Origin of the sequence: Pararoseomonas baculiformis, assembly GCF_017813395.1 — a bacterium.
GTDB classification, from domain to species: Bacteria; Pseudomonadota; Alphaproteobacteria; order Acetobacterales; family Acetobacteraceae; genus Roseomonas; species Roseomonas baculiformis.
The window spans coordinates 25,460-43,950 of sequence record NZ_JAGIZB010000006.1; the positions used below are offsets into that span (position 1 = coordinate 25,460).

17 protein-coding genes are annotated in these 18,491 nt (G+C 70.9%); 3 read left to right on the forward strand and 14 right to left on the reverse strand.

All coding sequences use genetic code 11. The annotated features are described in order from the left end of the window. Window positions 1–40: 40 nt before the first annotated feature. Window positions 41–1,720: a UdgX family uracil-DNA binding protein gene (locus tag J8J14_RS07465; protein ID WP_245215539.1), complete on the reverse strand. Its 1,680-nt coding sequence runs from the start codon at window positions 1,718–1,720 to the stop codon at window positions 41–43. Beyond that, complete coding sequence (locus tag J8J14_RS07475) at window positions 1,713–3,047, reverse strand: putative DNA modification/repair radical SAM protein (RefSeq protein WP_209379072.1); 1,335 nt, start codon at window positions 3,045–3,047, stop codon at window positions 1,713–1,715. The genes J8J14_RS07465 and J8J14_RS07475 overlap by 8 nt, the downstream gene beginning before the upstream one ends. 151 nt (window positions 3,048–3,198) lie before the next feature. On the opposite strand from J8J14_RS07475, the gene J8J14_RS07480 reads away from it, so the two are divergent. Both J8J14_RS07480 and J8J14_RS07485 read left to right on the forward strand, forming a co-directional pair. Further along, window positions 3,199–3,426, forward strand: a complete 228-nt coding sequence (locus J8J14_RS07480; protein ID WP_209378855.1) for a DUF4170 domain-containing protein — start codon at window positions 3,199–3,201, stop codon at window positions 3,424–3,426. A 113-nt stretch (window positions 3,427–3,539) separates the two neighbouring features. Beyond that, complete coding sequence (locus tag J8J14_RS07485; protein ID WP_209378856.1) at window positions 3,540–5,639, forward strand: DUF4214 domain-containing protein; 2,100 nt, start codon at window positions 3,540–3,542, stop codon at window positions 5,637–5,639. Between the two features lie 293 nt (window positions 5,640–5,932). Here J8J14_RS07485 and J8J14_RS07490 read toward each other — a convergent pair whose 3' ends face one another. From J8J14_RS07490 to aroA, 12 genes are all read right to left on the reverse strand, one after another. Continuing rightward, the gene (locus tag J8J14_RS07490; protein ID WP_209379073.1) at window positions 5,933–6,409 is read right to left on the reverse strand and encodes a glutathione peroxidase; all 477 of its coding nucleotides are present in this window, start codon (window positions 6,407–6,409) and stop codon (window positions 5,933–5,935) included. Window positions 6,410–6,414: 5 nt separating this feature from the next. Further along, on the reverse strand, window positions 6,415–7,491 hold the full coding sequence (locus J8J14_RS07495; RefSeq protein ID WP_342452408.1) for a PQQ-dependent sugar dehydrogenase: 1,077 nt from the start codon (window positions 7,489–7,491) through the stop codon (window positions 6,415–6,417). Window positions 7,492–7,559: 68 nt separating this feature from the next. Beyond that, a complete protein-coding gene (trxA, locus tag J8J14_RS07500; protein WP_209378857.1) occupies window positions 7,560–7,892 on the reverse strand; it encodes a thioredoxin TrxA in 333 nt (110 codons plus the stop codon). A 58-nt stretch (window positions 7,893–7,950) separates the two neighbouring features. Further along, a complete protein-coding gene (locus J8J14_RS07505) occupies window positions 7,951–9,498 on the reverse strand; it encodes a M81 family metallopeptidase (RefSeq protein WP_209378858.1) in 1,548 nt (515 codons plus the stop codon). A gap of 209 nt (window positions 9,499–9,707) precedes the next feature. Next, entirely contained in the window at window positions 9,708–10,109 is a 402-nt protein-coding gene (locus tag J8J14_RS07510) for a response regulator (protein WP_209378859.1), read from the reverse strand. Window positions 10,110–10,190: 81 nt separating this feature from the next. Continuing rightward, the gene (locus J8J14_RS07515; RefSeq protein ID WP_209378860.1) at window positions 10,191–12,065 is read right to left on the reverse strand and encodes a PAS domain S-box protein; all 1,875 of its coding nucleotides are present in this window, start codon (window positions 12,063–12,065) and stop codon (window positions 10,191–10,193) included. A gap of 257 nt (window positions 12,066–12,322) precedes the next feature. Beyond that, entirely contained in the window at window positions 12,323–12,844 is a 522-nt protein-coding gene (locus tag J8J14_RS07520) for a dienelactone hydrolase family protein (protein WP_209378861.1), read from the reverse strand. 15 nt (window positions 12,845–12,859) lie between these two features. Then, window positions 12,860–13,102: a hypothetical protein gene (locus tag J8J14_RS07525; protein ID WP_209378862.1), complete on the reverse strand. Its 243-nt coding sequence runs from the start codon at window positions 13,100–13,102 to the stop codon at window positions 12,860–12,862. Window positions 13,103–13,174: 72 nt separating this feature from the next. Next, window positions 13,175–14,905, reverse strand: coding sequence for a 30S ribosomal protein S1 (rpsA, locus tag J8J14_RS07530; RefSeq protein WP_209378863.1), 1,731 nt, complete (start codon window positions 14,903–14,905; stop codon window positions 13,175–13,177). Window positions 14,906–15,129: 224 nt separating this feature from the next. Next, the gene (locus tag J8J14_RS24915) at window positions 15,130–15,972 is read right to left on the reverse strand and encodes a Clp1/GlmU family protein (protein ID WP_209378864.1); all 843 of its coding nucleotides are present in this window, start codon (window positions 15,970–15,972) and stop codon (window positions 15,130–15,132) included. 12 nt (window positions 15,973–15,984) lie between these two features. Beyond that, window positions 15,985–16,659: a (d)CMP kinase gene (locus J8J14_RS07540; protein WP_209378865.1), complete on the reverse strand. Its 675-nt coding sequence runs from the start codon at window positions 16,657–16,659 to the stop codon at window positions 15,985–15,987. Then, the gene (aroA, locus tag J8J14_RS07545; protein ID WP_209378866.1) at window positions 16,656–17,990 is read right to left on the reverse strand and encodes a 3-phosphoshikimate 1-carboxyvinyltransferase; all 1,335 of its coding nucleotides are present in this window, start codon (window positions 17,988–17,990) and stop codon (window positions 16,656–16,658) included. The genes J8J14_RS07540 and aroA overlap by 4 nt, the downstream gene beginning before the upstream one ends. 155 nt (window positions 17,991–18,145) lie before the next feature. Here aroA and J8J14_RS07550 point away from each other — a divergent pair, with 155 nt between their 5' ends. Beyond that, the gene (locus tag J8J14_RS07550; protein ID WP_209378867.1) at window positions 18,146–18,466 is read left to right on the forward strand and encodes a TIGR02300 family protein; all 321 of its coding nucleotides are present in this window, start codon (window positions 18,146–18,148) and stop codon (window positions 18,464–18,466) included. Window positions 18,467–18,491: the final 25 nt, after the last annotated feature.

Below are 18,491 nucleotides of genomic sequence, written 5' to 3' on the forward strand. Positions count from 1 at the left end.
GGCTGGCTGGCGGTCCATCGAGGCCCCGCCGGCAGCCCCCTCACCCCGCCGCCATTCCCCGCGCCGTCGCCGCCGCCTGCCCCAGATCCTCGACGAAGCGGTCATACTCCCGCGCCTTCCCCGCCGGATCCGGGATCCGCAGCAGGTAGGAAGGATGAACGGTCGGGTAGAAAGGCCGCCCCTCCGGGTCCCGCAGCAGGGAACCCCGCATCTTCGTCACCGGCATCGCGCGCCCGGTCACCGCGCGCAGCGCCGTCGCCCCCAGCGTCACGATCAGCCGGGGCTGCACGATCCCGATCTCGCGCTGCAGGAAGGGCCGGTAGAAGGTGATGTCCCCGGCATCGGGGGACTGGTGCAGGCGCCGCTTGCCCGTCGGCTTGAACTTGAAGTGCTTCACCGCATTGGTGACATAGGCCTCCCCGCGCGGAACGCCCGCCTCCTCCAGCGCCTTGTTCCAGAGCCGCCCCGCGGGCCCGACGAAAGGCCGCCCGGCGATATCCTCCTCATCCCCGGGCTGCTCGCCCACGAACATCAGCAGCGGGTGCCGCGGCCCCTCACCCATCACCGGCTGGGTCGCATGCGCCACCCAGGGGGGCAGGTCATTCCGCGCCAGCAGGTCGCGCCGCAGCGCGGCCTGGGCCTCGGCGAAGTCGCCATTCTCGGTCGGCAGGTCGGCAGCCATGACCGGCTGAACGTCCGGCACGCCCCGCAGATGCGCCGGGAGGTGCACGGCCCGCTGCCGCCGCTCGGCGGCCGGCGTCGCGCCCCGCGTCACCATCTCCGCCACCCGCTTCGGCGCCTCCGCCATCAACCGCGGGATTTCCCGCGCCTCCGGCAGGTTGCGCCAGTACTTCTTGGGCATCTCCGCCCGCATCGCATCCGGCTTCAGCCGCGCCGGATTGAAGATGGAGGCGAAATAGGCCCGCCACAGCCCCTCCGCCGCATCCTCGGCCGGCGCGTCCGCGCGCCGCGCGCCGGGCCCGAACCGCACCGCACCGCCATCCCAGTGCGCCGAAAGCCCGGGCGTCAGGATCGACCAGCGCAGGCTCGCGAAGCGCCGCATGAAGAACCCCGCCTCCGCGCGCAGGACGTGGTGCTCCGGCTCGAACCAGGCCACGAAGCGCGAATCCGGCAGCGCGGAAGGCGCCATGGGCGCCGCCACCGCCTCCTTCCCGGCCGCGCCGGGCTCCTCCTCCTCCAGCACCCCCAGGTCCCGCAGCGCCAACGCCACGCTCCGCGCGTTGCGCGGCCGGGCAGGATCGCGCGGCACATTCACGGGCGGGGGCGGCGGCAGCGGCATGGCGGGCACGCCATCCTCCACCCGCACCTCGCGGAACCGCAGGAAGGCATGCATCTTGTGCGCGTCCCGCCGGACCGCCCGGGCCATGGCCTGGGCCCGTGCCACTTCCGGGTCCGCCGCATCCTCCAGCAGCCCGCGCTCGGCCTGCAGCCGGTGCAGCAGCGAATGCAGCAGCGCGAAGCGCTCCCCATCCCGGTGCATCGCCACCAGCCGCGCCAGGTCGGGGAAGTCGCGCGGCACGCGCGGCGCCTCGGCCCCCTCGGGCGGCGCCGGGGGCGGCCCGCCGCCGAACAGGGGCACCGGGTCCCCCGCGACGCGCCAGTCCACATCGGCGGGCCGCACCCCCGCCATCACCAGCCCCCGCGCCGCCGCGCGCCAGCCCTCGAAGTCATCCGGGGCGGAAAGCGGCACGCTAAACATGCGCGCCCCCGAACAGCGGCAGCTGCACCGGCCGCGCCAGCATCCCCGCCGCAGCCACCCCGGCCCGCTCCGCCAGCCCGTCGCGCGGCAGCAGCAGCGCCCGCAGATCCGCCCGGTCCAGCAGCCCCGCGCGGGGATGGTGGTCCACCGCCGTGACGAAGGGCGCCACCTTCCGCAGGTTCACCCGCAGCCGCGCCAGATCCGCCATCCGGAAGGAGCGCACCCGCCGCGCCGCGACGATCCGGTCAACGGTCTTCGCCCCCAGCCCCGGCACGCGCAGCAGCATCTCCCGCTCCGCCCGGTTCACATCCACCGGGAAGGCCGCGCGATGTTTCAGGGCCCAGGCCAGCTTCGGATCCACCTCCAGGTCCAGCATCCCGCCCTCGCCGCCCGCCATCACCTCCGGCGCGCTGAAGCCGTAGAAGCGCAGCAGCCAATCCGCCTGGTAGAGCCGGTGCTCCCGCACCAGCGGCGGCGCCACCGGCGGCAACACCGCGGACGCATCCGGGATCGGCGAATAGGCCGAGAAATAAACCCGCTTCAGCCGGTACGACCCGTAAAGCGCCGAGCTCGTATCCAGGATCACCGCATCCGTGGAAGCATCCGCCCCCACGATCATCTGGGTGGACTGCCCCGCCGGCGCGAAGCGGGGCGCCACGGCCCGCCGCCCGCCGCCCATCGCCACCTTCACCCGCGCGGCCTCGCCCTGCGCCTCCCGCGCCTCCTCGATCCGCATCCGCAGCCCGGCCATGGCCACCCGGATCGCGCGCCCATCCTTCTCCGGCGCCAGCGCCTTCAGGCTCTCCGCCCGCGGCAGCTCCACATTGATCGAAAGCCGGTCCGCATGCCGCCCCGCCTCGGCCAGCAACTCCGGCGAAGCATCGGGAATGGTCTTGAGGTGGATGTAGCCCTTGAAGCCGTGCACCTCCCGCAGCTCCCGCGCCACGCGCACGATCTGCTCCATCGTATAATCCGGCGAGCGGATGATGCCGGAGGAGAGGAACAGCCCCTCGATGTAGTTCCGCCGGTAGAAGTCCAGCGTCAGCCCGACGATCTCGCGCACGGAAAACCGGGCCCGCCGCACATTCGAACTCGCCCGGTTGATGCAATAGGCGCAGTCGAAAACGCAGGCATTGGTCAGCAGCACCTTCAGCAGCGAAATGCAGCGCCCATCCGGCGCATAGGCATGGCAGATCCCCATGCCCTCCGTGCTGCCCAGCCCCCCGTCGCGGCTGTCCCGCTTCTCCGTGCCCGAGGAGGCGCAGGAGGCATCGTACTTCGCCGCATCCGCGAGGATCTCGAGCTTCTCCCGCAGCTCCATGACCATCCCTTCCGACCTGGCCATGGATATGAGGCCGAATCCGCCCCCATCAAGAACAAAATAAGAACCAACTGCCCGGGGCAGCGCGCCGCCGCTTGGGGAATCAGCGCCCCGGGACTATGTGCTGCATCGCATCACCCCCAGCCGAGCCGAGGCCATGCCCGACAACTCCTACCCGCAGCTCCACTTCATCTGGGGCGGCGTCTTCACCGACGCGAGCTTCTCCACCCTCGAGCCGGGCACCGAGGAGAGCTACGGCCCCTATCACGACGTGAAGACCGCCGACCGCGTCTGGAACGAGAAGGCCCGCCGGAACATCGACATCGCGAACCACCGCCTCTTCGTCATCTCCGTCCCCCGGCCGGGCGGCGCCAAGGCAGCCTGAGGCAGGAACGCAACGCTTCGAAGAAGTCGTTAACGGAAACACACGCACCGGTTGTGCTTCCTCCGGCCCGGCCTTATCCGTTCGCCCCGCCATAACAAGCGGAGAATGCGGGCATGAGCCTCCCGGGGGAAGCAGCTGGCACGACCAAGCCGGTTTTCACACTCGCCCAGGTCATCGAGCAGCTTGAGAGCCAGTGGGGCTGGTTCGGCTATCCCGGCGTCCATCTCCACCAGCCCGCCCCCGATGGTGAGATCACCTTCACCATCCCCACCATCCGCTACACCCCGCTCGACACCGAGGCCGAGGGCTGGCTGCCCCCTAGCCCCACCCTGCTCCAGCAGGCCCGCCTGGCCTTCGCCCTCTGGGACGACCTGATCGCCCCGTCCATCGTGGAAATCCCGCTCGATCCCGATGGCGCCGACCCGGACAGCCTGCCGGAAAGCTCCGCCGCCATCACCCTGGGCCGCACCCGCACCACATCGGGGGACGGCACCTACGCCACGGATTCCTCCTCCGTGCCGATCACCGGCCCCGGCGACTACCCGCTGAAACCCAGCCAGATCTGGCTCTCCTCCAATTGGAGCACCAACACCGATCCCGGTTTCCAGATCGGGTATTACGGCCTGCAGACCATCGTGCACGAGATCGGCCACTCCCTCGGCCTCTCGCATCCCGGGCTCTACAACGCGGATGAGAACCGCGACATCAACTACGCCCTGGATGCGCGCTACGCGCAGGACACCCGCAAATACACGGTCATGTCCTATTTCGACGCCGATGCGGACGGATCGGGCACCTGGCATCGCGATGCCTCCGGCCATCTCCGCTACGGCTCCACGCCCCTGCTGCACGACATCGCCGCCATCCAGGCCAAGTACGGCGCGGACATGACCACCCGCGTGGACGACACGGTCTATGGCTTCAACAGCACCGCCGGCCGCCCCGTCTTCGACTTCAGCGTCAACCACGCCCCTGTCGTTGCCATCTGGGATGCGGGCGGCCGCGACACGCTGGACCTCTCTGGCTACGCGATGAGCCAGTCCATCGACCTCCGCGAAGGCGCCTTCAGCCATGTCGGCGGGCTCACCTACAACCTCGCCATCGCCTTCGGCGCGGAGATCGAGGACGCGATCGGCGGCACCGGCTCCGACCGCATCACCGGCAACGCCCTGGACAACTTCCTCTCCGGCATGGCCGGAAACGACCTGCTGATCGGCCTGGACGGCGACGACACGCTGATGGGCTATACCGGCGACGACGTGCTGCAGGGCGGCACCGGCAGCAACGCCATGGATGGCGGCGCCGGCTATGACGTGGTGGACCTGCGCGGCCTGGGCCGCCGCGGCGACATCTACTCCGCCGAGGGCATCGCCACCGGGCGCGTGCACGCCACCGGCACGGATGAATGGGTGAATGTCGAGACAGCCCTCTACGCCGATGGCCGCATGGTCTTCGATGCCGAGGACACGGCCGCCCGCATCCTCCGCCTCTACGAGGCCGCGCTGGACCGCTCGCCCGACCAGTTCGGCCTCCGCGGCTCCGCCAGGGCTGTCGAGACCGGCATGACCCTGACCAGCCTCGCCGAAGCCCTCGTCACCAGCACCGAATTCTCCACCCGCTTCGGCGCCAGCCTGTCGAACGGAGACTTCGTGGAGGTGATCCACCGGAATCTCTTCGGCTACGGCACCGACGCGGCGAACCACGCCAGCTGGACAGCCAACCTCAACGCCGGCGCCGTCTCCCGCGCCGGCTTCGTCACCGCCCTCGCCGATTCCAGCTTCGGCCGCGACGCCACGGCCGAAACCCTCGCCGCCGGCATCTGGGAACTCAGCGAAAAGGCGGATTTCCTCGCCCGCCTCTACACCGCCGCCTTCGACCGCGCGCCGGATATCGGCGGCCTTTCCCATTGGCGCGGCCAGATGACCATCGGCGCCACCGAACTCGACATCGCCAACGTCTTCACCAGCACCGATGTCTTCCAGGCCCGCTACGGCGCCCTGGACAACGGCGCCTTCGTCGAGAACCTCTACCTCAACGCCCTCAACCGCGCCGTCGATGGGCAAAGCCGCGACGTCTGGCTCTCCCGGCTTGAAGCCGGCACCTCCCGCAGCACGGTCGTGCTCGCCCTCGCCAACTCCGAGGAGATGTGGAACCTCACCGCGGAACAGATCCGCAGCGAGAACCCGGAGCACTACGGCATCGCTTTCGCCTGAAGCCTGGGCTGCCAGTTGCCGGAGAGGGCTCTGCCCTCTCCGGACCTCACCCGCCAAGGGCCTGAGGCCCTTGGAACCCCGTCTGGCTGCCGCGGATACGATGCAAGCAGGGGTTTCTGGGGTCTCATCCTGCCCCTGCAGTCGCCTCGGGTCATGGACCCGAGGCGCACCGTCAGCCGAACCTCTCCATTGATAGAAAAAGATGATGGTGAGGGGTCCGGGGAGAGGAAGAATTCCTTCTTCCTCTCCCCGGGACAAACCGCCCCCTCAAGATCAGCCCAAGCGCGCCCCCATCACCCCTGGAGCAGCCGCTCGATATCCCCGGCCAGCCTTTCCGGTGCCGTGGCCGGCGCGTAGCGCGCCACCACCCGTCCCTCGCGGTCCACCAGGAACTTGGTGAAGTTCCACTTCACCGCCTCGGTCCCCAGCGCTCCCGGCGCCGCCTTTTTCAGGTGCCGGAACACCGGGTCGGCCCCGGCGCCGTTCACCTCGACCTTCGCGAAGACAGGGAAGGTCACGTCGTACTTCGTGGTGCAGAAATTCGCGATCTCCGCCGCGTCGCCCGGCTCCTGCTTCCCGAACTGGTTGCAGGGAAAGGCCAGCACCTGGAAGCCCCGCTCGCCATATCGCTTCTGCAGCGCTTCCAGCCCGGCATATTGCGGCGTGAAGCCGCAGCGGCTGGCCGTGTTCACCACCAGCAGCACCTTGCCCCGGTAATCCGAAAGCGGCTGCGCCCCACCACCCGGCAGGGGCGCCGAGAGTTCAAGCAGCTCGCTCAACCCGCCGGCTCCAGCCGCAGCACGCGCCCCTGCGCCTCATCCGTGAGGATGTAGAGCATCCCGTCCGGCCCCGGCAGCACCTGGCGGAAGCGCGTCCGGTTCCAGAGCAGCCGCTCCTCCCCCACCACGCGGTCCCCATCCATGGTCAGCCGCACCAGCCCGGAAGGCCGCAGCGCCGCCAGGAACAGGCTCCCCCGCCATCCCGGAAAGGCATCGCCCGCATAGAAATTCCCGCCCGATGGACTGATGGCCGGCGTCCAGTGCCGCAGCGGCTCCTCGATCCCCGGCGCGGTGGCCCGCCCCGTCCCGATCGGGCTGCCATCGTAATCGGTGCCGTAGGACACGATGGGCCAGCCGTAATTCGCCCCGGCCCGCAGCAGGTTCACCTCGTCCCCGCCCCGCGCGCCGAACTCGATCTCGATCATCGAGCCCGTGGCCGGGTTCAGCGCCAGCCCCTGCGGGTTCCGGTGCCCATAGGTGAAGATCTCCGGCCGCGCGCCCTGCCGCCCGATGAAGGGATTCCCCTCCGCCGGCCGCCCGTCCCGCTCCAGCCGCAGCACCTTCCCGGCCAGGTCCCCCAGCCGCTGCGCCCGCTCCTTGTCGCTGTAGCGGTCACCGGTGGAGAGATAGAGCTTCCCGTCCCGCCCGAAGACGATCCGGCAGCCATAATGGTTCCGCCCGGAGGACTGCGCCGGGGTCGCATCCAGCAGCGTCCGCACCCGCTCCAGCCGCGCCATGTCGGCCGAGAAGCTGGCGCTCACCAGCCGTGTCAGCGCCCCGCCTTCAGCGGCGCCCGCCAGGCAAAAATAAACCTGCCGCGTGGAGGCGAAGTCCGGTGCCAGGGCCACGTCCAGCAGCCCGCCCTGCCCCTGCGCCACCACATCCGGCACGCCGGGCACGGGGGCCGAAACCGCCCCGTCCCGGCCGATGATGCGTAGCCGCCCGGGCCGTTCCGTCACCAGCAGGCGCCCATCCGGCAGGAAGGCCGCGCCCCAGGGCCGCTCCAGCCCCGTCGCGAACTCCGCCACCCGGAAATCCGCCCGCTCGCTCCGCACCACCTCCTGCGAGGCCACGGGGGCGGCGCATCCCGCCAACCCCAGGCCCAGCAGAAGGCCGAGAACCCGCGCGGCCCGCAAGCCGGTCAGCCCCCGATCGCCTGGTCCACCCAGGCCCGAAGCTGGCCGCGCGGCATGGCGCCCACCTTCGTGTCCACGGGCTTGCCGTCCTTGAACAGGATCATGGTGGGGATGCCGCGCACCGCATACTGGTTCGGCGTCATCGGGTTCTCGTCGATGTTGACCTTCGCGACGGTCAGCTTGCCCGCATAGTCCTTGCCGATCTCGTCCAGGATCGGCCCGACCATGCGGCACGGGCCGCACCACTCCGCCCAGAAATCGACCAGCACGGGGCCCTGGGCCTCCAGCACATCGGTCTTGAAGCTGTCATCGCTGACGGCCTTGGTGTTCTCGCTCATCTGTTCCGTATCCCGAAAAGGGGGCTGCCGTGGAAAGTCGGGTCGCACCCCGGCCGGGTCAAGCCACCCCTGCCGCCGCCCATTCCGCCCCTTCGTCCAATGGAAAGACCGGCCGTGCCAGCCCGTTGAACGTGAAGCGGGACAGCACCGGGCTCACCAGCCCCGGCCCATCCACCTCCAGGATGCGGTCATCGGTCGCCAATTCGTCGAACCCGGCCCTGAAATGCCCGCGGGACTTCACCACGATCGTCCGCGCCGCGCCGAGATCCACCCCCATGATCTCCGCCATGGCCGGCTCCAGGAACTGCCGCCGCAGCGAACCCAGGACGACGAGCACCCCGCTCCCGTCCAGCTCCAGCAGGGCCGCCGCCCCCAGCTGGAAGGCACGCCCGGCCAGCGTCCCCCGGCGCCCCACCCCATGCCCGTCGGAAAGCCGCCGGATCACCGCGCCGGCCCGGAAGGTCTCCGCGAAGGCCGAGGGCTCGCGGTTGAACACGGCCTCGATCCGCGCCCCCTCGCCCGCCGCATGGCACTCGGCCGCCAGCGCCGGGTCCACGAAGACGCCCAGCACCACGCCCCGCGCCCCCGTCCGGTGCAGCGCCGCCAGCAGGGCAGAGGTGTTCCCGCCCCCGCCCCCGCCCGGATTATCCGCCACATCCGCCAGGATCAGCCGCGGCCGGCCCGCATCCTCCCCCGTCGCCACCGCCTCGGCCACCGCATCCTCCAGCGGCACCAGCACCCGCCGGAACCGCTCCCGCCCGGCCCAGAGCCGCGCGGCGATCGCCTCTGCCGCCACCCGCGCCTTCGCCCCCTGCCCGGCCCGCGCGGAGGCCCAGACGCAGAGCCCGCATTTCCGGATATCCGAATACACGAAGCCCCCGGTGACCGATACCTCCACCAGATCCCCATCCCCCTCCCGCAGCCGCGCCGCCTCCCGGATCGCCTGCGCATAGGGCAGGTCCCCGCTGCTCAGCAGCGTCACGCTCGGCGCCACCATCGGCAGCCGGATGAAATGCGTCTCGAACCGGGCCTCGCCCCCCAGCCGCGCGCGGATCGCATCCGCCGCATCCATCGCCCGCTCCCGCATGTCCACATGCGGGTTGGTCCGATAGGCGATCAGCAGGTCCGCCAGCTCCGCCTGCCGGTCCGAGACATTGCAGTGCAGGTCCAGCGTGCCCACCACCGGCACATCCGGCCCCACCACATCCCGCAGCATGGCCAGCACCGCGCCGTCGGTATCCTCTTCCTCCACCGACCGGCTCGCCCCGTGGGAACCGACATAGACGGCATCCACCGGCCCCGCCGCCTCCAGCCGCCGCCGCGCGATGGCCAGGAATTCCGGAAACAACCCGGGCTCCATCATCCCGCCCGGCGGCGCCGCAAGAACGATCAGCGGCACCGGCTCCCAGGGCCCCGTCGCATCCATCCGCGCGTAGAAACCCGGGAACTCCCCCGGCAACGCCGAAACCGCCGCCCGGGACTGCTCCGTGATCGCCTCCCCCTCCACCCAGGATTGCGCCTCGAAATCCCGCCGCGTCGTCAGCGGCGAAAAGGCATTCACTTCCAGATGGAGGCCGAGGATCGCGATGCGGGGCTTGCTTTGCATACCCGGATCAGACGCCGTCTGGCCCCGGTCTGTCGAGCCACCCCTCGGCAGGAGGACTTGCCCCCCCCTTCTACCCGGGCGGCAACCGCCACCCCGGACCCATCCTGCCCAGGGGCTCCCGTCGCAGCCTGAACAACAAGAACCCGCCTGGGGCGGCGCAGGCCCGGGCGCAATGGGCCGTGCTCACCGCCCACCCGCAGCCGGCATCGTCAGTCCGAATGCCCCGGCGAGCCAGCCAGGAGCCTCTCGACCTGCCTGATCAGCTGCTGCCTCGTCAGGGGCTTCTCCAGGCGCAGGCGCCTCCGGTGCTCGGGAGCATCGGTGATGCGAACATCGCCGGTGGCGAAGAGATAGGGCACGCCGCGCTCGTTCAGCCTGTCCGCGATAGCGTAGGCTGTCTCGCCGCGGCCCAGATTCACGTCCAGCACCGCCCCGTCCAGAACCTTCCCTGGCTCGCCAATCAGCCTGAGCGCCTGCTCGACGCCGGGCACAGGCCCGACGACCTCCACACCCGCCCCGATCAGCCATTCCTCCATCGCTTCCGCGATGAAGTACTCATCCTCGACGACGAGGATGCGGCGGCCGGCCAATGGTCCTGCGGCATTGGACATCAGCGTTCGGTCTTCATGATGCGGATCCAGGAACAGGAGGAGGGGCGTCGCAGCTTTTCCCGGGGAGCACCACAAACTGGATCACTCCAGAGGAAGCTGGATGCGGCATCGCACGCCATCCTCCCCCAGCACGAACTCCGTCCTGGCCCGGAGCGCATAGGCAAGCGCCTTCTCGATCAGCTGCCGGCCGTAGCCGCGCCGGGTGATCCTGTCGGGCTGCAGGTCAACCCCGCTCTCGATCCAGTCCAGGGTCAGGCGGCGCTGCCCCTTCTCGTCCCAGTCCACCGCCCAGGTGACGGAGAGCTGCCCGGCCTCATCCCGCAGGGCCCCGTATTTCACGGCGTTGGTGGTCAGCTCATGCAGGGCGAGGGAGAAGTTCTGCACCTGCCGGGCCGTCAGGAGCACTCTCGGGCCGGAAACCGCCACCTTGGGCGGGCGGACCTCCGTATGGGCCTCCAACTCCCCCCGGACCAGCGCCCCGACCTCGGCCGTATCACTGCCGAACTGGCTGAGCAGGCCCTGCGCCCGGCTGAGGGCCTGCAGCCGCGCCTGGAAGTCCGCGGCGCCCCCTTCCTCGCCCAGGGTCCTCGAGGCGACGGAGGTAATGACACCGATAAGGTTGCGGCTCCGGTGCTGGAGCTCCTCGACCAGAACCTGCAGCCGGGCGGAGCTCATCCGCGCCTCGGTCACGTCCTTGGCGAGCCCGGCGATGCGCTGCACCCGGCCCTTGTTGTCGAACAGCGGAAAATCCGTGTTCTCGATCCAGCGGGTCTCGCCATCGGAGGGCCGGATGATGCGAAAGGCGTTCATGACCCGCTCACCGGCCCGGACCCGGTAGATCATGGAAAGCGCCCGCTCCCGGTCCTCGGGGTGGACCAGCTCCGCCCAGCGCTGGACCGTGCCGCCCTTCAGGACCGCCTCCCGGCTCCCCCCATAGATCGTCTCGAAGGCCGGGCTGAGATACTCTAACTCCATGCTCCCGGCGTTGCGGACCCAGATGAGGTCCGAGGAGGCCTCGCTGAACTGCCGGAACCGCTCCTCGCTCTCGCGGAGGCGCTCCTCGCCGTCACGCCGCGCGGTGACGTCCTGTCCGATCTTGAGGAAGCCCATGAGGGTGCCGTCCGGATCACGGAGGGCACGGGTTGACCCCTCGATGAAGACGCGGCTGCCATCCTTGCGGATGTGCCAGCGGATATTCGGGGCCACGCCCTCCTTGCGGGCCGTCTCGGTCTCCCACCTGTCCTGGCCGCTCGCCCGGTCCTCAGGCGTGAAGGTGATCGCGGCGGGCTGGCCGCCCACCTCCTCCGCCGTCCAGCCGAAGACGGCCTGTGCCCCGGGCAGCCAGTCGGTGATCCGGTCCTGCGGGTCGGCAAGGAAAATGGCGTAGTCGAGAGCGGATTCCACCATCAGGCGGAACCGCTCCTCTGTCGATTGCAGCGTCCGCGCCAGGAGGAGACGGTCAATAACCGGGCCGAGGATGTTGGCGTAGGTGCGCAGGAACTGGATCTCGTCCTCGCCGAAGTCGCGCGGCCTGGTGTCGTCCACCTGCAGCAGCCCGAAGGCCCGCCCGCCCGGCAGGAAAATCGGCACGTTCACCAGCGCGACCACGCCCGCCTCCCTCATGAAGGGCGGGACGTCGAAGCGATCCTCTTTGCCGATGTCCCGCGAGATCACCGGCTCGCCGGCCGCGATGGCGAAGGTCTCCGAGCTGTGCTCCTCCATGGGCATCCGCAGCCTGCCGACAATGCCGGGATCCCAGCCAACCCCGGCCCGGACGAGCAACTGCCCTTCGGCGTGCAGGATCTCGAGGAGCTTGGCGCGCCCGGTTCCGAGCGCGTCTCCCACCAGCCGGCAGGCCTCGGCCAGGATCCTGTCCAGGTCCAGGGAGCAAAGGGCGAGTTCGCCGAAATCCGCGAGGACCTGCTGCCGTTTCACCATCCTGTCGAGGTCGGGCATCACGGTCCCTGCTGCTGGCACCCCTGCCCTGGCGGGAGGGATGGCGCCTTCGCGGCCCGTTACAATCGGCCGCGTCAGGACCAACGCTGGAAGGCCCGACTGGCTGCCAGGCTTCCCCTCAGGCCGAACCCGATGGCCAAAGAGGAGGCGATGGTCGCCCGGGAGCGGTCATGCCGCTACCAGCCAGGTCACGTCATCGAGGGGCGGCCCGGCGAGGGGATGCAAGGGGGAGCAACGCTCCACCCGCGGGCCACCTCTCACCCTCCCAGGAACCGCCGGACCCGCTCCGCCGCATCCTCCGTCGCGGCAGGATCATGCCGCAGCCTGTGCCCGAAATAGATCCGCTCCCGCCCCGGCGCGTCGAAGGCATGGGTGGCACCGGGATAGACATGCAGCGCCAGGCGCCCGAAGGCCGGGCGCCACGCATCGCGCAGCCGCTCGCAGCGCTCCGCCGGCGTCCAGTCATCCGCATCCCCGATCAGCACCAGCACCGGGCTCGCCAGGGGCGAGCCACCGGCCGGGCACCAGGGATAGAAAGCAACCACCGAGGCGAAGGGCTCCGCCCCGCTCCGCTGCACCTGCCCTGGCAGGGCGGCGGCCAGCGCCGCGCTGCCCCCATGCGAGAAGCCGATGGCCGAAACCCGCCTTCCATCGATCTCCGGCCGGCCCCGCAGATGGGCGGCGGCCGATAGCGCGTCCCCGGCCCGCAGGGCAGGCGGCACGCGCCCGGCCTCGCCGCACAGGTTCTCCACGCCGCGCGGCCCGAAGCTGTCCAGCACCAGCGCGGCATAGCCTCACCGGGTCAGCCGCGCCGCCCAGCGCGCCATGTTGGGCGTGATCCCCGAGCACCCGTGCAGCAGCACCACGGCGGGAAAGGGGCCCGGCCCATCCGGAAGGTGCAGTTCCGCCACGGCGCCGCTCCCCGGCGGCCCCAGCTGCGCCGGCCCGATCGAAAGCGGCTGCGCCCGCGCGCCCTGCACCGGCAGCAGCCCGGCCAGCAGCCCGGCCAGCAGCAGCAGAACCCCGAAGCGCCTCATCGCGTCATCTCCAACGAAAAAGGGCCGCCCCAACCGGGGCGGCCCTCCATTCGATCGCTCGCGGCGCGAGGATCACTCGTCGCTGGACAGGTTCCGGCGACGGATCGCCGCACCGAGGATGTCGCCCAGCGAGGCACCGCTGTCGGAGGTGCCGAACTCCTTCACGGCCTCGCGCTCCTCCTCGATCTCCTTGCCCTTGATGGTCAGGGCCAGGCGGCGGGCGGCGCGGTCCACGGCCGTCACCTTCGCATCGACCTTCTCGCCGATCGCGAACTTCTCGGGGCGCTGGTCGTTGCGGTCGCGCGCCAGCTCGGCGCGGCGGATGAAGCCCGTGAGGACCTCGTCCACCTTCACCTCGATGCCGTTGCTCTCGACCTTGGTGACGACGCAGGTCACGACATCGCCCTTGCGCACCTTGTCCAGCACCTCGGCGGCCGGGTCGGCCTCGAGCTGCTTGATGCCGAGGGAGATGCGCTCCTTCTCGATGTCCACATCAAGGACCTTGGCCTTCACCATGTCGCCCTTGTTGTAGTTGGCCATCGCCTGCTCGGGGGCCAGATCCCAGGAGAGGTCGGACATGTGGACCATGCCGTCGATCTCCGGGGCCAGGCCGACGAAAAGCCCGAACTCGGTGATGTTGCGGATCTCGCCCTCGACAACGGTGCCGGGCGGGTTCTGCTCCATGAAGACCTCCCAGGGATTGCCCTGGGCCTGCTTCAGGCCAAGCGAGATGCGGCGCTTCGGCTCGTCCACGTCCAGGATCAGCACCTCGACCTCCTGGGAGGTGGCGACGATCTTGCCCGGATGGACGTTCTTCTTCGTCCAGGACATCTCGGAAACGTGCACCAGGCCCTCGACGCCCGGCTCCAGCTCCACGAAGGCGCCGTAGTCGGTGATGTTCGTCACGCGGCCCGAGAACTTGCCGTTCACCGGGTACTTGGCGGCCACGCCCTCCCACGGATCGGCCATCAGCTGCTTCATGCCGAGGCTGATGCGCTGGGTCTCCGGGTTGAAGCGGATCACCTGCACCTTCACCGGCTGGCCGATGGTCAGGGCCTCGCTCGGGTGGTTGATGCGGCGCCAGGCGATGTCCGTGACATGCAGCAGGCCATCGACGCCGCCCAGGTCCACGAACGCACCGTAGTCGGTGATGTTCTTGACCACGCCGTCGAGGACCATGCCCTCCTTCAGGCCCTGGATCAGCTCGGAGCGCTGCTCGGCCCGGGTCTCCTCGAGCACCGCGCGGCGGGACACGACGATGTTGCCGCGGGCGCGGTCCATCTTGAGAATCTGGAAGGGCTGCGGGGAGCCCATGAGCGGACCGACATCGCGCACCGGGCGGATATCGACCTGCGAACCCGGAAGGAACGCGACCGCGCCGCCGAGGTCGACGGTGAAGCCACCCTTCACGCGGCCGAAGATCACGCCGTTCACGCGCACGCCGGCCTGGAACTGCTTCTCGAGGTTGGTCCAGGCCTCCTCGCGCCGCGCCTTCTCGCGCGACAGCACGATGGAGCCGTCACGGTCCTCGTAGCGCTCAACGAAGAGCTCGACCAGGTCGCCCGGCTTCACCTCGGGCTTCTGGCCCTGGGGAGCGAACTCGCGAAGGGGCACGCGCCCCTCGCTCTTGAGGCCGACATCGACGACCGCGACGTCGTCATCGATGCGGATCACCTTGCCCGTGACGACCGAGCCGGCGAAACCGGTGTCAGCGCCCAGCGTGGCGTCGAGAAGGGAGGCGAAATCCTCGCCGCCGGCGCCCATGGTGGACGAATCCCGGTCGAGGGTGGTGGCAGAAGCCATGTAGCGATCTGTTCCTGGATGGCCGGCACGAGAGGCGCCAGCCTAGGGTCCTGCGCCCCACCCCCTTCTCGCCGCCCTTTCCAAGGCTGGCCGGGATGGCACGTCTTGCCCGGAGCTCCGGGCCGATGGGGGGATGCACCCAGCATATGGGTACGCGGCCGGGAGCATGAGCCCTCGGCCGCGAGGGTGCCTTTACTCCCCGATCCCCCGGAATGGCAAGCCTTTCATGATTCGCGGTGGGCCGACCACGCCGCATCCAGCCCCAGCCCGCCCCAGCGCAGCCCGGCCACCACACCCCCTGGCCGCGGCGCGCGCAGGACCAGGCCCCCCGCCCCGTCCAGCCCGCCGGAAAGCCCCAGCGCCAAGTCCGCCCCACCCCCATCCGCCAGCGCCACCAGCCGCCCGGCCGGCGGATGGGCCCCGCCCTCCGTCCAAAGCCCCTGAAGCGGCAGGGTCCAGGCCGGCGCCCCCTCGAAATAGGCCTGGAAGGCCGCGCGCCGCAGCGCCCGCCGCTCCCCCTCGCCCTTCCGCCGCGCCAGCCCCGGCCGCGCCAGCCTCACCGCCGGCAGGGCGGCATGGTCGGCCAGCACGGCGTCCATCGCCCGGTCATCCCCGATCGCCACCAACAGGTCCGGCCGCAGCGCCGAGATCACCGCCCGCTTCAGCCGCCGCCCGGGCCCGCGCAGCAACCCGCATGTGTTGATCGCCAGCAGCCCCGCCCCGGCCCCATCCGCCAGCCGCGCGCCGCCCCGCATCAGCCTTTCCCAGCCCGCCAGCGGCTCCAGCGCATCCAGATAGGCCAGCCCCGCCAGCGCCAGCCCGCCACCCGGCGCCGGCCGCCCCAGCGTCACGCAGCCCGGCGGGCCCACCTGCTTCTGCCCGGGGTCGAGATCCAGCAGCGCCAGGCCCGGCGCGGCCGCCCGCTCCAGCAGCAGCCCGCAAAAGCTGCTCTTCCCCGCATCGGCCGGGCCCAGCACCATCACCCGCCGGAACGCACCCTGCGCGATCCGCCCCAGCGCATCGTCCCAGTCCGGCGGCACCTCCAGGGGCAGCACGTCCTGCGGCACCGCCGGAAGCCCTCAGACCTCCAGCTTCGCCTGCACCAGCGTCCAGGCGGAACGGTACGCCGCCTCGGCGTCCAGCTCGGTCGTGTCCAGCAGCACCGCGTCATCCGCCGGCTTCATCGGCGCCACGTCCCGCGCCGCATCCCGCGCGTCCCGCACCGCCATCTCCGCGGCCACCTCCTCCAGCGGGATGGCCTCCCCCTTCGCCTGCCGCTCCAGCCAGCGGCGCCGGGCCCGCGCCTCCGGCGATGCCGTGACGAACAGCTTCACCCGCGCATCCGGGCACACCACCGTGCCGATGTCGCGCCCATCCATCACCCCGCCATGCCGGGCCGCGAAGCTGCGCTGGAAGTCCAGCAGCGCCGCCCGCACCGGCGGCTGCGCCGCCACCTGGCTCGCCCCCTGGTCCACATCCGGCCCGCGCAGGTCCCCCCGCTGCAGGTCCTCGGCCAGCAGGTTCCGCGCCGCCGCCTCGGCTGCCGCCGGATCGGTCGGCAGCCCGCCCGCCAGCAGCACCCGCCGCGCGACCGCCCGGTAGAGCAGCCCCGTATCCAGGTAGGGCAGCCCCAGCTCCGCCGCCAGGCGCCGCGCCAGCGTGCCCTTGCCCGCCGCCGCCGGCCCGTCCACGGCGATCACCACCGGCGCCGTCAGCGCCTCCGGGGTCGCCGCATCGGGCGAGGTCGCGCTCATGCCAGCTCCTCCGCGGGGGCGATCACGCCCTCCCCGGCCATCCCGTTCATCATGGAGACGAAGCCCGGGAAGGAGGTGTCGATGAAGCCCGTGTCGTCCACCGCCACGGGCCGCTCGGAAGCCAAGCCCATCACCAGGGCGGACATGGCGATCCGATGGTCCATATGCGTCTCCACCACCCCGCCGCCCGGCACCGGCGCGCCATCGCGGGCGATGATCAAGTCATCCCCCTCCACCTCGGCCCGCACGCCATTGGCCGCCAGCAGCGCCACGGTCGCGGCCAGCCGGTCGCTCTCCTTCACCCGCAGCTCCGCCAGTCCCCGGAACCGGCTAACCCCGCGCGCATAGGCCGCGGCCACCGCCAGCACCGGATACTCGTCGATCATCGAAGGCGCCCGGTCCCCCGGCACATCCACGCCCCGCAGCGCGGAGAAACGGGCCGTCAGGTCGCCCACCGCCTCGCCACCCTCCACCCGCTCGCCCGAGACGGAGAAATCGGCCCCCATCTCCCGCAACGTGGTGAACAGCCCGGTCCGCAGCGGGTTCAGCCCCACCCCCTGCACGGTCACCTCGCTTCCCGGCACCAGCAGGGCCGCCACCAGCGGAAAAGCGGCCGAGGACGGATCGGCCGGCACCACCACCGGCGCCGCCCGCAGCTCCGGCTGCCCTTCCAGCTCGATCACCCGCCGGTTCCCATCGGCCTCAACCCGCACCACCGCGCCGAAATGCCGCAGCATGTTCTCCGTGTGGTCGCGGGTGGCCTCCCGCTCCTCCACCCGCGTGATGCCCCGCGCGCAAAGCCCGGCCAGCAGCACCGCCGACTTCACCTGGGCCGAGGGAACGGGCACCACGTAATCCAGCGGCATCGGATCGGCCGCCCCCTCCACCGCCAGCGGCAACCGCCCGCCCGAACGGCCCGAGAACCGCGCCCCCGTCGCCGAAAGCGGCTCCGTCACCCGCTTCATCGGCCGCTTCCGCAGGGAAGCGTCCCCCGTCAGCACGGCGAAGATCGGATGCCCCGCCAGCAACCCGCAGATCAGCCGCGCCGCCGTGCCCGAATTGCCCATGTCCAGCACATCGGCCGGCTCCACCAGCCCGCCCACGCCGCGCCCGGCAACCCGCCAGTGCCCCTCGCCCACCCGCTCCACCTCGGCGCCCAGGGCCCGCATGGCGGCGGCCGTGCGCAGCACGTCCTCACCCTCCAGCAGCCCGGTGATCTCGGTGGTCCCCACCGCCAGCGCCCCGAACATCAGCGCGCGGTGAGAAACGGATTTGTCCCCGGGAACGGTCAGCCGCCCCCGCAAGCCCCTTTCCGGGGAAGCGGCGCGCATCGGGGCGGGGTGCTCGGAAAGATGGGGCATTGACGCCACTTGCGCTGGAAAAAACCGGCCCCGCGTTTGACACGCCGGGGCACGCGTGGCAATCGGCGCCGCCCTTTCGCACACCCCGGTCCGCGGCCCGCCCGGACCCATCCGAGGCTTCCCTGATGGCCCTTGCCGAACTCGGCCTCAAGCGGACCTGCGTCGCCTGCGGTGCCCGCTTCTACGATCTGAACAAGTCCCCGGCCGCCTGCCCCAAATGCGGCACGGAACAGCCGGCCGAGCAGCCACGCACCCGCCGCGCCGCCGCCCCCCTGCCGGAGGAGAAGGTCCGCAAGCGCCCCGCCGCCGTGGAAGGAGCCGATGTGGACGACGTGGAGGTGGATGACGCCGACGCGGACGTGGCCGAGGACACGGACGACCTGGACGAGGACGAGGATCTCGGCGAGGAAATCGGCGTCGAGACCAACGACGACGAGGAGAGCTGAGGCTCTCCCCGGGCGAGGCACCGCT

Excerpts from the sequence above, each read along its gene's own strand:
- J8J14_RS07475 (WP_209379072.1), bottom strand. The coding sequence starts at position 3,047 with ATGGTCATGGAGCTGCGGGAGAAGCTCGAGATCCTCGCGGATGCGGCG.
- J8J14_RS07515 (WP_209378860.1), bottom strand. The coding sequence starts at position 12,065 with ATGCCCGACCTCGACAGGATGGTGAAACGGCAGCAGGTCCTCGCGGAT.
- J8J14_RS07550 (WP_209378867.1), top strand. The coding sequence starts at position 18,146 with ATGGCCCTTGCCGAACTCGGCCTCAAGCGGACCTGCGTCGCCTGCGGT.
- J8J14_RS07510 (WP_209378859.1), bottom strand. The coding sequence starts at position 10,109 with ATGTCCAATGCCGCAGGACCATTGGCCGGCCGCCGCATCCTCGTCGTC.
- J8J14_RS07480 (WP_209378855.1), top strand. The coding sequence starts at position 3,199 with ATGCCCGACAACTCCTACCCGCAGCTCCACTTCATCTGGGGCGGCGTC.
- aroA (WP_209378866.1), bottom strand. The coding sequence starts at position 17,990 with ATGCGCGCCGCTTCCCCGGAAAGGGGCTTGCGGGGGCGGCTGACCGTT.
- rpsA (WP_209378863.1), bottom strand. The coding sequence starts at position 14,905 with ATGGCTTCTGCCACCACCCTCGACCGGGATTCGTCCACCATGGGCGCC.
- J8J14_RS07505 (WP_209378858.1), bottom strand. The coding sequence starts at position 9,498 with ATGCAAAGCAAGCCCCGCATCGCGATCCTCGGCCTCCATCTGGAAGTG.
- J8J14_RS07525 (WP_209378862.1), bottom strand. The coding sequence starts at position 13,102 with ATGAGGCGCTTCGGGGTTCTGCTGCTGCTGGCCGGGCTGCTGGCCGGG.
- J8J14_RS07465 (WP_245215539.1), bottom strand. The coding sequence starts at position 1,720 with ATGTTTAGCGTGCCGCTTTCCGCCCCGGATGACTTCGAGGGCTGGCGC.
- trxA (WP_209378857.1), bottom strand. The coding sequence starts at position 7,892 with ATGAGCGAGAACACCAAGGCCGTCAGCGATGACAGCTTCAAGACCGAT.
- J8J14_RS07540 (WP_209378865.1), bottom strand. The coding sequence starts at position 16,659 with ATGAGCGCGACCTCGCCCGATGCGGCGACCCCGGAGGCGCTGACGGCG.
- J8J14_RS07485 (WP_209378856.1), top strand. The coding sequence starts at position 3,540 with ATGAGCCTCCCGGGGGAAGCAGCTGGCACGACCAAGCCGGTTTTCACA.